The sequence below is a fragment of the Schaalia georgiae DSM 6843 genome (assembly GCF_000429245.1).
Lineage (GTDB): Bacteria > Actinomycetota > Actinomycetes > Actinomycetales > Actinomycetaceae > Pauljensenia > Pauljensenia georgiae.
This window is the reverse complement of record NZ_AUBM01000007.1, coordinates 1-12,949: the sequence shown is the minus strand read 5'-3', so window position 1 is coordinate 12,949 and position 12,949 is coordinate 1. Positions and strand designations below refer to the sequence as shown.

7 protein-coding genes are annotated in these 12,949 nt (G+C 65.9%); 6 read left to right on the top strand and 1 reads right to left on the bottom strand.

What is annotated here, in order from left to right; all coding sequences use genetic code 11:
* The first annotated feature begins 10 nt into the window (after positions 1 to 10).
* Complete coding sequence (gene ligA / locus G447_RS0102110) at positions 11 to 2,341, top strand: NAD-dependent DNA ligase LigA (protein ID WP_026429860.1); 2,331 nt, start codon at positions 11 to 13, stop codon at positions 2,339 to 2,341.
* A gap of 107 nt (positions 2,342 to 2,448) precedes the next feature.
* The gene (locus G447_RS12215) at positions 2,449 to 6,186 is read left to right on the top strand and encodes a hypothetical protein (RefSeq protein WP_131295655.1); all 3,738 of its coding nucleotides are present in this window, start codon (positions 2,449 to 2,451) and stop codon (positions 6,184 to 6,186) included.
* 61 nt (positions 6,187 to 6,247) lie between these two features.
* Here G447_RS12215 and G447_RS0102100 read toward each other — a convergent pair whose 3' ends face one another.
* Positions 6,248 to 7,513, bottom strand: a complete 1,266-nt coding sequence (locus G447_RS0102100; RefSeq protein ID WP_026429858.1) for a phospholipase D-like domain-containing protein — start codon at positions 7,511 to 7,513, stop codon at positions 6,248 to 6,250.
* Between the two features lie 19 nt (positions 7,514 to 7,532).
* On the opposite strand from G447_RS0102100, the gene gatC reads away from it, so the two are divergent.
* From gatC to G447_RS0102080, 4 genes are all read left to right on the top strand, one after another.
* Positions 7,533 to 7,829, top strand: a complete 297-nt coding sequence (gene gatC / locus G447_RS0102095) for an Asp-tRNA(Asn)/Glu-tRNA(Gln) amidotransferase subunit GatC (RefSeq protein WP_005867893.1) — start codon at positions 7,533 to 7,535, stop codon at positions 7,827 to 7,829.
* Positions 7,829 to 9,334 carry an Asp-tRNA(Asn)/Glu-tRNA(Gln) amidotransferase subunit GatA gene (gene gatA, locus G447_RS0102090; RefSeq protein ID WP_026429857.1) on the top strand — a complete coding sequence of 502 codons (1,506 nt, stop codon included), beginning with the start codon at positions 7,829 to 7,831 and terminating at the stop codon, positions 9,332 to 9,334. The genes gatC and gatA overlap by 1 nt, the downstream gene beginning before the upstream one ends.
* Complete coding sequence (gene gatB, locus G447_RS0102085; RefSeq protein WP_005867887.1) at positions 9,334 to 10,830, top strand: Asp-tRNA(Asn)/Glu-tRNA(Gln) amidotransferase subunit GatB; 1,497 nt, start codon at positions 9,334 to 9,336, stop codon at positions 10,828 to 10,830. The genes gatA and gatB overlap by 1 nt, the downstream gene beginning before the upstream one ends.
* Before the next feature lie 319 nt (positions 10,831 to 11,149).
* Complete coding sequence (locus G447_RS0102080; RefSeq protein WP_005867899.1) at positions 11,150 to 12,577, top strand: NAD-dependent malic enzyme; 1,428 nt, start codon at positions 11,150 to 11,152, stop codon at positions 12,575 to 12,577.
* Positions 12,578 to 12,949 lie beyond the last annotated feature (372 nt).

Sequence of the window (12,949 nt, the reverse complement as noted above, 5' to 3'; positions counted from 1 at the left end):
CAATTGCGCCATGACTGAGCACGAGTCCTTCGACGCAATCCGCAGCCGCTACAACGAGTTGGTCGCCACCATCGAGGAGGCGCGCCGCGCCTACTACGACCGCGATGCCCCGACCCTGGCGGACGCCGAGTACGACCGCCTCTACCGGGAGCTGGAGGACATCGAGCGCGCCCACCCGCAGTTGCGGGGCGCGGACTCGCCGACCCTCAGCGTCGGCGGCACCGCGGACTCCGCCTTCGCCCCCGTCCGGCATCTACAGCAGATGATGTCGCTCGACGACGTGTTCTCGCTGGAGGAGCTGGCCGGATGGGAGCAGCGCATGCACGAGGAGACAGGCGAGGCTGAGCTGCCGATGACCGCGGAAGTGAAGGTCGACGGCCTGGCCGTCAACCTGCTCTACGTCGACGGAGTCCTGCGGCGCGCCGCCACGCGCGGCGATGGATACGTGGGGGAGGACATCACCGCGAACGTCCGCACCATCGCCTCGGTCCCCGCCCACCTCGACACTGCCGCCCCTCCCAGGCGCGTCGAGATCCGCGGCGAGGTGTATTTCCCGGTCGCCGAGTTCACCTCCTTCAACGAGGCCCGCGTCGCGGCCGGCGAGAGGGCGCTCGTGAACCCCCGCAACGCCGCCGCGGGCTCCTTGCGCCAGAAGGACCCCGCTGAGACCGCCAAGCGCCCTCTCGCCATGGTCGCCCACGGAGTGGGCTTCATCGAGGCCGGGGAGGACTTCACCGAGCCGACCACCCAGCAGGGCTGGTACGAGCAGCTGGACGACTGGGGGCTGCCCGTCTCGCCCCACACGCGACTGCTCACCGGACGCGTGGCCATCGAGGAGCGGATCGCACGGATTGGAGAAGCGCGGCACACCCTCGACCATGAGATCGACGGCGTCGTCGTCAAGATCAACGACCTGGCGCTCCAGCGCTCCCTGGGCTCCACTTCGCGCGCCCCCCGGTGGGCGGCCGCCTACAAGTTCCCGCCCGAGGAGGTCCACACGCGCCTGCTCGACATCCGGGTCCAGGTGGGCCGCACCGGCCGCGTCACCCCCTACGGCGTCATGGAGTCGGTCCTGGTGGCCGGGTCCAACGTGGCCCGAGCTACCCTGCACAACGCCCAGGAGGTCAAGCGCAAAGGGGTCCTCATCGGCGATCTCGTGGTCCTGCGCAAGGCGGGCGACGTGATCCCCGAGATCGTCGCCCCCGTGGAGGACGCGCGCAACGGCTCCGAAAGGGAGTTCTCCATGCCCACAGCGTGCCCGTCGTGCGGCACTGCCCTGGTGGAGGAGAAGGAGGGGGATGTGGACCTGCGCTGCCCGAACAAGGCGGCCTGCCCGGCCCAGATCACCGAGCGCATCGCGCACATCGGCGCCCGCTCCGCCCTCGACATCGAGGGGCTGGGGGACGAGGCGGCCCTGGCCCTCACCCAGCCCGAGAACAACCGCGACCAGGTCGCCGCCGCCCTGGTGGCCGGGCACGCCGTCGTCCTGGAGGACGGCACGCGCCTGGAGCTCGCCGACGCCGGGGACCTGCCCCACGCGGAGCAGCTGGCCACCGCCGACGCGATGCTCCCCGAACCCCAGGCCCCCGTCCTGACCGCCGAGTCCGCCCTCTTCGACCTGAGGGCAGAGGACGTGCGCGATGTCATGGTGTGGCGGCCCACCACCGTCAAGGGGGAGCCCACCGGCGACTGGGCGCAGGTCCGCTACTTCTGGACGAAGGCCCACAAGGCCAAGAGGGTGAAGGGCACGACCGTCTACGAGCAGGTGGGCACCACGGCCTCGAAGATGCTCGCACAGATGCTCGACGAGATGGAGCGCGCCAAGTCCCAGCCCCTCGCCCGCGTGCTCGTCGCCCTGTCCATCCGCCACGTCGGTCCCACGGCGGCGCGCGCCCTCGCTGCCCGCTTCGGCTCCATGGACGCCCTGCGCGCGGCCGACGTGGAGGAGCTGGCGGCCGTCGACGGCGTCGGCGGGGTCATCGCCCAGTCCCTGGCCGACTGGTTCGAGGTCGACTGGCACCGCGAGATCCTGCGGCGCTGGAGCGACGCGGGCGTGCGCATGGAGGACGAGGCCCCCGAGGCGGTCCCCGCGGTCCTGGAGGGGCTGACCATCGTGGTCTCCGGTGCGATGCCCGGATACGACCGTGAGGGTGCCAAGGAAGCCATCACCTCGCGCGGAGGCAAGGCCTCGGGCTCGGTCTCGAAGAAGACCTCCCTGGTGGTCGCGGGACCCGGCGCGGGTTCCAAGGCCGCCAAGGCCGAGTCCCTGGGCGTCCCCGTCATCACTGAGCAGCAGTTCGGCGACCTCCTTGAGGGGGGCCTGTCGGCCGTCGGCCTGTAACGAGACTTGGGCTGGGTGGGCGTGTGACAGTTCGCCTGTGAAGGGGCAATCACGCAGGCCTGTTTCGTTCGACACCAGATGAAGATGCGTCGGTGTACGGTGCTTTCATGGAAAGCAACTCTCTGCTGGCTAGCGCGAGCGATCTGGACAGCTGGGCAGACACCGACGACGCGAAGGGGGCCTTCCCCGAGCTCATGCGCAGACTACTGGCTCAAACTCCGGGTGTCTCCAACATCAACATCCGCGCGCATGAGGGAACCGCCGCTCCTGGGTGGGATGGCACTGCGACCTCGGCGGGTTCTGCGTACCTGCCAGCAGGTGAGCTGCGCTTCGAGTTCGGTACGAATAAGCACCCGAAACACAAGGCCAACGAGGACTACGAGAAGCGTGTTGAAAAAGTTGTCGGGACAACGGATGAGATCTTCGTATTCGCCACACCCCGAAACTGGGCTGGGGCTGCCGCATGGGCGAAGGAACGCCGTAACGAAAAGATATACGAATCCGTCGAAGCATTTGACGCACACCGGCTTGAGGGCTGGCTCCAGTCAGTGCCCGCCGTCCACTACTGGATTAGCGAGCATCTGAGAATACCAGTAATGAACGCTCAACCACTGGCAGCGTGGTGGGAAAGACTCCGTCGCAACTGTACGATTGACGTTCCCCCGGAGTTCCATATGGCTGGGCGTGTTGAACAATCGGACAAACTGCTCGAGCTGCTGGATGCGGACAGTGGCGCCGTAACGGTTCAATCTGCGTGGCGCGATGATGCGCTTGCCTTCTGCCATGCTGTCCTTGCTGGAAAGGACATCGCTGCGCTTGAACGGACGTTGGTTGTGTCGGACGCTGAGACATGGCATCAGCTGGCGATTCAACCCTCCACGCTCATCCTGATCCCCCTATTCGATAATCCCGACATTGGTTTGGCGATGGGCAACGGCCACGGCGTGATTCATCCAGTCATTGAGATGGATAGCAGTCGCGATGATAGTGACGTCGTCACGCTTCTCAAGGTTGATCGTTGGGCCGGCGCCACTGCGCTTGCTCGTGCGGGACTGGATTTCTTGAGAGCCGATAAGCTCACGGCTCTGGCCCGCAGAAGCATGCGTGGATTTTACCGGCAGATTTCATGCGATAAGGCCAGGAATCGTCCTGATTGGGCGAAAGACAAAGAGACTGTTGACGTTCTGGCTCCGCTGGTCTTGGTCGGCGCGTGGGAAGTCGATCACCCGGGTGACTTGGATTTGATTTCTCGGTTCGTCGATCTCGATGGGAACGAGATTAGTTCCCGGCTAGATGAACTAGTCGACAAGTATCCGCTGGATCCACCTTTTATTCGATCAGGCGGACAGTGGCGGCTGGTTGATGCAATGGATGCTGCTGTGCTGCTGTTGCCGAGGCTGTCTTCGGCGCATATAGAGCGCTGGGAGAATCTTGTCAATGATGTCCTGCTTGCGACAAGACCGTTGGAGGGGAAATCTGCGACCGAAGCGCTTAACGCACTGATCAATGGTCTGCGGCCGCCTTTTTCGTCGACTCTGACCCATCACGTCGCTAGGGGAATCGCCCTAGCCGCCGCCGCGAGCAACAGGAGAACCGGATCCCTCGCCAATGTCGGCAGGTGCGTCGACCACATTGTCAAGGGGCTCATTGACAAAGGATGCGAGGATAACGGTGGCTCTGGTTTTGGTCGTCTGTCTCAGAATCTTCCGTTTCTCGCAGAGGCGTCACCAGGGAGATTCCTCGAGGCTATCGAGCTTTGTCTGGAGCAGCAAGACGCTGCGGCCCTAAGCGACGTCACCCAGGCGGATAGTGATCCAAAGCGCCTGCTATCGGCGGCGCCTTTTATCAAGCGGGCGCTGCAGTGTCTGACCTGGTCCCCTGAGTACTTCGGCAGGGCCGTGCGCGCACTAGTAAGACTGGGTGATCTAGCCGTTGTTGAAGCTGATCGGCACGATTACGTCGAGGCGGTGACAATAGCGGTCGCGGGTTGGTCTTCGTTCGGAGCGGGCGGTTGGCAGGAGAAGACCGACATCGTGACATGGATGCTTGAGAAGTGCTCGAGTTTCGGATGGCCGCTTGTTGAAGGGCTTGTTATTCAGACTATCGGTTTCGCTCATCCACCTAAACCGCTCTTCCGGGACTGGGATGCGGAGAAGGAGTCTCTTGTGGCCATCGCGCCCGCCGCCTATCGTCAAGTGGTTCTCGGCGCGGCTGTCAGACTAGCGGGCTTCGATGCGGAACGCTGGCTGTATCTTCTGCGAGCGATCGGACGCCTCCCCATTCGGGATCGGAGGGAAGTCATTGATGTGTTTCGGGGCATTGCTGCTCAAGCAAAGTGGAATAGTGATCAGTCGTTGGAGATCTGGTCTTTCCTGCGGACGATGGTGAGTCTTCGTCAAGCATCTTCCGACGCACAGTTGGCGTGGATTGATGAGGAACTTCGCATACTCCTCGACCTACTGGACGTTTTGGAGCCGGCCGAGGATCCCCGCAAATTTGCTTGGCTTTTCGACTACGATCATCGCATTATGATTGGTGGGCTAACAAGTAAGGATGAGGAATTCGGTGAAGTGATTCGGAAGAAACGTGACAATGCGTTAACCTCTGTCATCCAAGGGGGCGATGCGCAGATTCGTGCGCTCGTGGAGGCGTCGAAGAACGTTAACTACATCGGAGAGTTCTTGGCGCGCACAGACCCTGAGCTTGAGCCCTGCATCCTGTCGTGGTTGGACGGGGAATCGCCGACGTTACAAAAGGCGGCTTCCGCGTACGTGTGGAGCAGGGCGAAGCAGGAGGGGATGCCCTGGGTGCGGTCGATTGTCGAGCAGGGATCCCTTAGTGCGGATGGTGAGAGAAGGTTCGTTGCCTCGCTACCACAGAACAGAGATATGCGGAGTGCTATCGCGGATACTGATGAGCGCCGGTTTCGCGCGTACTGGAAGAACGTGAGCGTCTTCCAAATAGAAGAGGAGGGCAGGTGCAAGGTCCTCGACGTACTTCTGGAATATGGATGTGCCGCCAAGGCAATCGACCTCCTTTCGATAATGATCGGCGTAGGACAGTGGCCGAAAGCCTCACAGACGGTGCGAGCGCTTTCTTTGTTGTGTGAGTCGATGGAGTCTGAGGGGGGAACAGCGTTACGTGATGACGTTGAAGAATTGATCGCGTGGCTCGAGTCTGAGGCGGGAGATCATCCCGACTTGCCGATGCTGGAATTCCGATTATTAACCTATGGCTACGATCTCACGTTCCCGGATTCTCTCTATCGGATGATGGCTTGCCAGCCTGGTTTCTTTGTCGATTGCGTGAAAACTCTGTATGGTTCTGGTGAGAGCCAGGCTGCACGTGCGTCACAGGTGTATCGGCATGGGTGCTGGAAGATCCTCTACTACTGGAGGCGTCTACCGGGACTGAGCGACAATGGGACAATTGACGGGGAGTATCTCGCGCGTTGGGTGGAGGAAGCTCGAAAACTCCTCAATGCCGACGGACTTGGGGACATCGCAGACACCCAGGTCGGTGAGGTCCTCGCCAGCAGCCCGGACGGGAGGGACGGAATGTGGCCTGCCGAGGAAGTTCGTGATCTTCTTGAGGACGCGAAGAGCCGCGACCTAGAGCAGGGGATAGCAGTGGGAAGGTACAACCGCCGAGGCGTCGCGAGCCGGGGAATCCTTGACGGAGGGGCACGGGAATGGTGCCTGGCGCTCAGATACCGCGAACACTCGCGCAAGATGAGTGTGCGCTGGCCCCGCGCCGCCGCCGTCCTCGATGGCCTCGCGGAAGAGTACGAGCTCGAAGCCAAACGGGAGGACGAGAAGGCAGAAGAGCGGGCCGACCAAGACTAGACAGCGTCGTGGCCACGTCAAGACACGACCCAGCTCCGGCCTCGTCCCCGAGGTACGGGCTTCACACGAGTGGTTCGAAGGGGCGCAGCAACACCTCGCCGATGCGGGTGAGCATCGAGCGCTTCTCCCACTCCTCGATGGTGAGGCGGCGCGCCGTGGTGAGGTCGTTGTCGAAGATCTGCTCCATGCGCTCGGCCAGCGCCCGGTCGTGGAACTGCATGCACACCTCGTAGTTGCCGCGCATAGACAGGTGGTCGATGTTCGCGGTGCCGATCGTGGACCAGTGCCCGTCCACGGTCATCGTCTTGGAGTGGACCATGGCGTGCTGGTAGAGCCAGATCTCCACGCCCTCGCGCAGCAGCTCCCCGTAGTAGGGGCGCGCCACCCAGTCCGCCATGATGTGGTTCGAGTACTCGGGGATGAGGACCCGCACGCGCACGCCGCGCCGCGCGGCCGCTATGAGGGAGGCGAGGATCTCCTTGTCGGGGATGAAGTACGCGGTCGTGATGAGCACCCGGTCGGTGGCCCGCTCCAACGCGTCGATGTACATGCCGCGGATCGGGTAGAGGAGCCGGTCGGGCAGGTTGAAGGCGGCGGTGACGTCGGCGCTCCACTGGCGCGCCCCGCGGTCGGGCAGGGTCGGCGCGGTGCGCGGCCGGAAATGGTTCCAGAAGTCGACGAAGCCGTTCTCCAGCTCCCACACCGCGTCGCCCGTCACCCGCACGTGCGTGTCGCGCCACTCGTAGGCGAAGGGGTCGCCGATGTTGTACCCCCCGACGAATCCGACCTGCCCGTCGACCACCAGGATCTTTCGGTGGTCCTGCCCGGTCTTGCGGATGTTGAGCGTGAAGAACCCGCTGCGCAGCGCCGGGAAGCGCCTCACGTACAGGTGGGGGATGTCGGGGAAGCGGTAGAAGCGGGGGTCCTGGTTGAGCACGCCGAAGCCGTCCCACACGCAGAACACGTCGACCCCGCGCCGCGCCGCGGCGAGCAGCGCCTCCTTGAAGCGGCCCCCCCACTCGTCCGAGCGCCAGATGAAGGTCTCGAAGAATATGTGGTGCTGAGCGCCCTCGATGGCCTCGAGCATGTCGTTGTACAGGGAGGTGCCCTCCGTGTAGGTGCGCGCCGACGTCCCCCCGATCCGGGTGTCGGCGGGCTCCAGGGCGGGGAAGCCGTGGACGCCCCCGGGGATGCGCTGGACCCGCATCCGGTCGATGGCGTGAACGGTGACGACGGCGGCCGCCTGGGCGAGGGCGATCCCCACGCCGACGCGCCGGAGGATCCGCCATGTCTGCTTCGTGAGTTGGCGTCGCTGTGAAAAGCCCATAAGGGTTAGGATGCCACACATGTCACGCATCAGTACTGACGAGGTCGCCCGCGTCGCGGGCCTGGCCCACATCGCATTGACCGAAGAGGAAATCGCGCGTTTCGCGGGCGAACTCGACGTGATCGCCGACGCCGTGTCGAAGGTGTCCGAGGTCGCAACCCCGGATGTGCCCGCCACCTCGCACCCGATCCCGCTGACGAACGTGTGGCGCGAGGACGAGGCAGGCCCCACGGTGGACCGCGACGAGGTGCTCGCCCAGGCGCCCGCCAGCGAGGACGGCATGTTCCTGGTCCCGCAGATCCTGGGGGAGGAATGATGAACGAACTTCTGAGGAAGAGCGCCCTCGAGCTGGCGGACATGCTCGCGGCCGGGCGGATCACGTCGGTGGAGCTCACGACGGCGTGCCTGGACCGCATCGAAGCGATCGACCCGCGGGTCCGCGCGTTCTTGCACGTGGACCGTGAGGGCGCGCTGGCCACTGCGGCGGCTGTGGACGCGAGGCGGGCAGCGGGCGAGGACCTGCACCGCCTGGCGGGCGTCCCGATCGCTCTGAAGGACAACCTGGTGACCCGGGGGATCCCCACGACGTGCGCGTCGCGGATCCTGGGGGACTGGCGCCCGCCCTACGACGCCACGGTCACCCGGAAGATCAAAGAGGCCGGACTGCCCATTGTCGGCAAGACCAACATGGACGAGTTCGCCATGGGCTCCTCCACCGAGCACTCCGCGTTCGGCGCGACGAGGAACCCGTGGGATCTGGAGCGCATCCCCGGTGGTTCTGGTGGCGGCTCCGCAGCCGCTGTCGCCGCCTACATGGTGCCCCTCGCACTCGGTTCCGACACCGGCGGCTCGATCCGCCAGCCCGGCTCCGTCACCGGCACGGTCGGCGCCAAGCCCACCTACGGCGCGGTGTCCCGCTACGGACTGATCGCCATGGCCTCGTCCCTGGACCAGATCGGCCCGGTCACCCGCACGGTGGCCGACGCGGCCGCCCTGACCGAGCTGGTCGGCGGATTCGACCCGGCTGACTCCACGTCGCTCGACGAGCCCGTCCCCGCCCTGACCGAGGCCGTCCGCTCCGTCGCCGGGCAGGGGTCGATCAAGGGCCTCAAGGTCGGCGTCGTGAAGGAACTGAGCGGCGACGGCTACGAGAAGGACGTGATCGACGCCTTCAACGCCACGGTTGAGCGGCTCCGCGGGGCCGGGGCCGAGGTCGTCGAGGTGTCCTGCCCCAACTTCGAGTATTCTCTGGCCGCCTACTACCTGATCATGCCCGCGGAGGTCTCCTCCAACCTGGCGCGCTTCGACGGCATGCGCTACGGCATCCGCGTGGAGCCCACCGAGGGCCCCGTGACCGCTGAGCGCGTCATGGCGGCCACCCGTGGAGCGGGCTTCGGCGACGAGGTGAAGCGCCGTATCATCCTGGGGACCCACGTCCTGTCGGCGGGCTACTACGACGCCTACTACGGCAGCGCCCAGAAGGTGCGCACCCTCATCCAACGGGACTTCGACGCCGTCTTCGAGCGCGTCGATGTCCTGGTCTCGCCCACGGCGCCGACGACCGCCTTCAAGTTCGGCGAGAAGACGGACGACCCGATGGCCATGTACCTCAACGACGTGGCGACGATCCCCGCGAACCTGGCGGGGATCCCCGCGATGAACGTGCCCAACGGCGTGTCGGGGGAGGGGCTGCCCATCGGCGTCCAGGTGCTGGCCCCCGCCCATGGGGATCTGAAGATGTACGAGGCCGCCTCCCTGATCGAGGCGCTGAGCGAGGATGTCGCGGGCCGTTGCCCCGCCGCCGATTGGGAGGAGAAGTGATGAGCGAGCTCATGGACTACGACGAGGCCGTCTCGCGGTTCGACCCGGTCCTCGGCATCGAAGTGCACGTCGAGCTGGGAACGGCGACCAAGATGTTCGACGCGGCCCCCAACGCCTTCGGCGGCGAGCCGAACACGTTCGTGACCCCTGTGTCGCTGGGGCTGCCCGGATCGCTGCCCGTTGTGAACCGCCGCGCTGTGGAGTACGCCATCAAGATCGGCCTGGCGCTGAACTGCGAGATCGCCGACTACTGCCGTTTCGCGCGCAAGAACTACTTCTACCCGGACCTGACCAAAGCATTCCAGACCTCCCAGTCCGACGAGCCGATTGCGGCAGACGGCCACGTCGACGTCGAGCTGGAGGACGGCACCATGTTCCGCGTGCAGATCGAGCGCGCCCACATGGAGGAGGACGCGGGCAAGAACACGCACATCGGCGGCGCGGACGGGCGCATCCAGGGAGCGGACTACTCGCTGGTGGACTACAACCGCGCAGGCGTCCCCCTGGTCGAGATCGTCACCCGGCCCATTGAGGGCGCGGGCGAGCGCGCCCCCGAGGTGGCGGCCGCCTACGTGCAGGCACTGCGCGACATCTTCCGCGCGCTGGGAGTGTCCGAGGCCCGCATGGAGCGCGGCAACGTGCGCGCCGACATCAACGTCTCGCTGCGCCCCAGTCCGGACGCGCCGCTGGGGACCCGCACCGAGACGAAGAACGTGAACTCCTTCCGGGGCATCGCCGCCGCCGTGCGCTACGAGATGCAGCGCCAGGGCGCGATCCTGGCGGGGGGCGGCTCGGTGCTGCAGGAGACCCGGCACTTCCACGAGGAGGACGGCTCCACGTCGTCGGGCCGCGAGAAGTCGGATTCTGAGGACTACAGGTACTTCCCCGAGCCCGATCTTGTGCCGATCCGCCCGGATCGGGCGTGGGTGGAGGAACTGCGTGCGTCCCTGCCCGAGCTCCCCGTGGCCAAGCGGCGCCGCCTGCGCGCCGAGTGGGGCTACGCGGACAAGGAGATGCGCGACGTCATCAACGCCGGCGCCCTGGAGCTCATCGAGGCGACCGTCGGTGCCGGGTGCGATCCGGCCTCCGCCCGCAAGTGGTGGATGGGCGAGATCTCGCGCCGTGCCAAGGAGCGCGAGGTCCCCCTGGACGAGGCGGGGGTCAGCCCGGCGCAGGTCGCCGAACTGCAGGGGCTCGTCGATTCGGGACGGATCAACGACAAGCTCGCGCGCCAGGCCCTCGAAGGGGTCCTGGCGGGCGAGGGCTCCCCGGCGCAGGTCGTCGAGGCCCGGGGCCTCGAGGTGGTCTCCGACGACGGCGCCCTCACCGCGGCCGTCCAAGAGGCCCTGGACGCCAACCCCGACATCGTTGAGAAGATCAAGGGCGGCAAGGTCAAGGCGGCTGGAGCCCTCGTCGGTGCCGTCATGAAGGCGACGCGCGGACAGGCCGACGCTGCCCGTGTGCGCGAACTCATCATGGAGATGGTGGGCGCCTGACACGTGGCGCCCGCTGGGGCGGCGGTCCGGGCCCTTGCGCGTCCGGGCCGCCGCCCCCGTTCTGCTCGCGGGACACGGCACAGGCGCGAGCGCGGGTGGTCCCCTGGCGCAAGTGTGGTCGCGAGTTGCCGACGCCGTGAGGGGGGTTATAAGCGCGCTCTGGCGCCAATAACGCTGGCCGGCGCCGGTAAGCGACACCGGCGCCCGCCTCGTCGGACTGCGGAGTCCACCAGGTGGTCCCCTCGCGCCCGGCGCGCCCAGTTCCATAGGATGAAGAAAACCTGACTGCTGGGCTCCGCCCCCTGAGAGAAGGACTCATATGCGAACGTCCCCGTCGTACACAGCCTCCTACCGCATCGAAGTGGACGAGGCGACCACCACGGTCGTCCAGATCGTCGACACCGTCGCCGCGACCGGAGCGGAGGTGAAGGGCCTCGACGTGGCCGACTCGGACCGTGGGCGCATCGTAATCGACCTCACATGCGATATGCGCGATTCCGCCCACAGGGCCCAGGTGCGCGACGCGCTGGCCTCCCTGCCCGGCGTGAAGACCGAATCGGTGGCCGACCAGACCTTCATGAGCCACATCGGCGGGAAGATCGAGATCCACTCGAAGGTTCCGCTGCGCAACCGCGACGACCTGTCGCGCGCCTACACTCCCGGCGTCGCCCGCGTGTGCACGGCCATCCACGACATGCCCCAGAAGGCCCACCTGCTGACCATGAAGGCGAACACGGTCGCCGTGGTGTCGGACGGGACGGCGGTCCTGGGCCTGGGCGATATCGGCCCCGAGGCGGCGCTGCCCGTCATGGAGGGCAAGGCCGTCCTGTTCAAGGAGTTCGGCGGCGTCGACGCCTGGCCGGTGGTCCTGGACACGAAGGACACCGAGGAGATCATCTCGATCGTCAAGGCCATCGCCCCGGGCTACGGAGGCATCAACCTGGAGGACATCTCGGCCCCCCGCTGCTTCGAGATCGAGGAGCGCCTGCGCGCCGAACTCGACATCCCCGTCTTCCACGACGACCAGCACGGGACGGCCATCGTCGTCCTGGCGGCTCTGCTCAACGCCCTGAAGATCGTGGGCAAGAGGATCGAGGACGTGCGCATCGTCGTATCGGGCGTCGGCGCCGCGGGCAACGCGATCATCCGCCTCCTGCTGGCACAGGGCGCCAAGGACATCGTCGGCTACGGGCGCACGGGCGCGCTGGCCGCGGACCAGACCGAGGGCATGCACCCCACGCGCAAGGCGCTTGCGGAGGCCACGAACCCGCGCCTGGTGCACGGCTCCCTCAAGGAGGGCCTGGCGGACGCCGATGTGTTCATCGGCGTGTCCTCGGGGAACATCCTCACCCCGGACGACGTGGCGACCATGGCGGACAATGCCATCGTCTTCGCCCTGGCGAACCCGACTCCCGAGGTCGATCCGATCGGGGCGGCCGCCCACGCCGCGGTCGTGGCGACAGGCCGCTCCGACTACCCGAACCAGATCAACAACGTCCTGGCGTTCCCGGGCTTGTTCCGGGGCCTCCTCGACGCGAAGGTGAAGGAGATCACTACGGAGGTGCTGAGGGTGGCGGCGATCGCAATCGCCTCCGTGATCTCCGAGGATGAGCTCTCGCCGTCGTACATCATCCCCGGAGCCTTCGACAAGAGGGTCGCGCCGGCCGTTTCCCGTGCGGTGCGCAAGGCGGTTCGTGATCTGCCGACTGTTGCGATTCCGGTTCAGCCGGATCTGTTGCTCGGTTGAGTGGGGTTGTTGTGCGCGGGGTGTGCGCGAGACGGGCCCGGTCCACGAGGTGTGGGCCGGGCCCGGCATTATCGCCACGAGGTCTGTGTGGAGTATGAGTCCTACCACTCCTGTGGGCGTGTTCCCTGGTCGTGGACTGTTCGCACATGGGGAAGAGGGGGTCGGGGACGTGGGAGGCGGGTGCTCACGAGCGGCTGTGCGGCGCGCATCGGATGCTACTTTTCCCAGTCGTGCCAAAGGAACATACGGTTTGTGAGCCAGTTCATTCTGAATGGATTTGACGTGGTGTGGGTGGGTGGGTAGATTATTCGTCTGTCGCCGCGGCGTGGTTCGTGGTGGTTGTGCCTGGCTTGTGGTTCTGCCTTGTTGTGG

What these genes read in the sequence shown, in the direction of transcription:
- ligA (WP_026429860.1), top strand. Translation starts at nt 11, where the DNA reads ATGACTGAGCACGAGTCCTTCGACGCAATCCGCAGCCGCTACAACGAG.
- G447_RS12215 (WP_131295655.1), top strand. Translation starts at nt 2,449, where the DNA reads ATGGAAAGCAACTCTCTGCTGGCTAGCGCGAGCGATCTGGACAGCTGG.
- G447_RS0102100 (WP_026429858.1), bottom strand. Translation starts at nt 7,513, where the DNA reads ATGGGCTTTTCACAGCGACGCCAACTCACGAAGCAGACATGGCGGATC.
- gatC (WP_005867893.1), top strand. Translation starts at nt 7,533, where the DNA reads ATGTCACGCATCAGTACTGACGAGGTCGCCCGCGTCGCGGGCCTGGCC.
- gatA (WP_026429857.1), top strand. Translation starts at nt 7,829, where the DNA reads ATGAACGAACTTCTGAGGAAGAGCGCCCTCGAGCTGGCGGACATGCTC.
- gatB (WP_005867887.1), top strand. Translation starts at nt 9,334, where the DNA reads ATGAGCGAGCTCATGGACTACGACGAGGCCGTCTCGCGGTTCGACCCG.
- G447_RS0102080 (WP_005867899.1), top strand. Translation starts at nt 11,150, where the DNA reads ATGCGAACGTCCCCGTCGTACACAGCCTCCTACCGCATCGAAGTGGAC.